The 1,434-nt window shown below is 55.4% G+C and carries 1 rRNA gene; it reads left to right on the forward strand.

The window, feature by feature from the left end:
- Positions 1-1,412 (forward strand): 23S ribosomal RNA (locus ACGFNN_RS35095); the annotation flags it as partial.
- Between the last annotated feature and the right edge of the window lie 22 nt (positions 1,413-1,434).

The raw sequence follows: 1,434 nt of genomic DNA on the forward strand, positions 1-1,434 counted from the left end.
AAATCCGTCACACGTTAAGGCTGAGACCTGATGCCGAGCCGATTGTGGTGAAGTGGATGATCCTATGCTGTCGAGAAAAGCCTCTAGCGAGTTTCATGGCGGCCCGTACCCTAAACCGACTCAGGTAGTCAGGTAGAGAATACCGAGGCGTTCGGGTGAACTATGGTTAAGGAACTCGGCAAAATGCCCCCGTAACTTCGGGAGAAGGGGGGCCATTCCTGGTGATCCGATTTACTCGGTGAGCTGGGGGTGGCCGCAGAGACCAGCGAGAAGCGACTGTTTACTAAAAACACAGGTCCGTGCGAAGCCGTAAGGCGATGTATACGGACTGACGCCTGCCCGGTGCTGGAACGTTAAGGGGACCGGTTAGCTGACTTTCGGGTCGGCGAAGCTGAGAACTTAAGCGCCAGTAAACGGCGGTGGTAACTATAACCATCCTAAGGTAGCGAAATTCCTTGTCGGGTAAGTTCCGACCTGCACGAATGGCGTAACGACTTCTCGACTGTCTCAACCATAGGCCCGGTGAAATTGCACTACGAGTAAAGATGCTCGTTTCGCGCAGCAGGACGGAAAGACCCCGGGACCTTTACTACAGTTTGATATTGGTGTTCGGTTCGGCTTGTGTAGGATAGGTGGGAGACTTTGAAGCGGCCACGCCAGTGGTTGTGGAGTCGTCGTTGAAATACCACTCTGGTCGTGCTGGATGTCTAACCTGGGTCCGTGATCCGGATCAGGGACAGTGTCTGATGGGTAGTTTAACTGGGGCGGTTGCCTCCTAAAGAGTAACGGAGGCGCCCAAAGGTTCCCTCAGCCTGGTTGGCAATCAGGTGTTGAGTGTAAGTGCACAAGGGAGCTTGACTGTGAGACCGACGGGTCGAGCAGGGACGAAAGTCGGGACTAGTGATCCGGCAGTGGCTTGTGGAAGCGCTGTCGCTCAACGGATAAAAGGTACCCCGGGGATAACAGGCTGATCTTCCCCAAGAGTCCATATCGACGGGATGGTTTGGCACCTCGATGTCGGCTCGTCGCATCCTGGGGCTGGAGTCGGTCCCAAGGGTTGGGCTGTTCGCCCATTAAAGCGGTACGCGAGCTGGGTTTAGAACGTCGTGAGACAGTTCGGTCCCTATCCGCTGTGCGCGTAGGAATATTGAGAAGGGCTGTCCCTAGTACGAGAGGACCGGGACGGACGAACCTCTGGTGTGCCAGTTGTCCTGCCAAGGGCATGGCTGGTTGGCTACGTTCGGAAAGGATAACCGCTGAAAGCATCTAAGCGGGAAGCCTGCTTCAAGATGAGTATTCCCACCACCTTGAGTGGTTAAGGCTCCCAGTAGACGACTGGGTTGATAGGCCAGATGTGGAAGCCCGGTAACGGGTGGAGCTGACTGGTACTAATAGGCCGAGGGCTTGTCCTCAGTTGCTCGCGTCCACTGTGTT

It is taken from the genome of Streptomyces sp. NPDC048590 (assembly GCF_043199535.1).
In the GTDB taxonomy this organism is placed as follows: Bacteria; Actinomycetota; Actinomycetes; order Streptomycetales; family Streptomycetaceae; genus Streptomyces.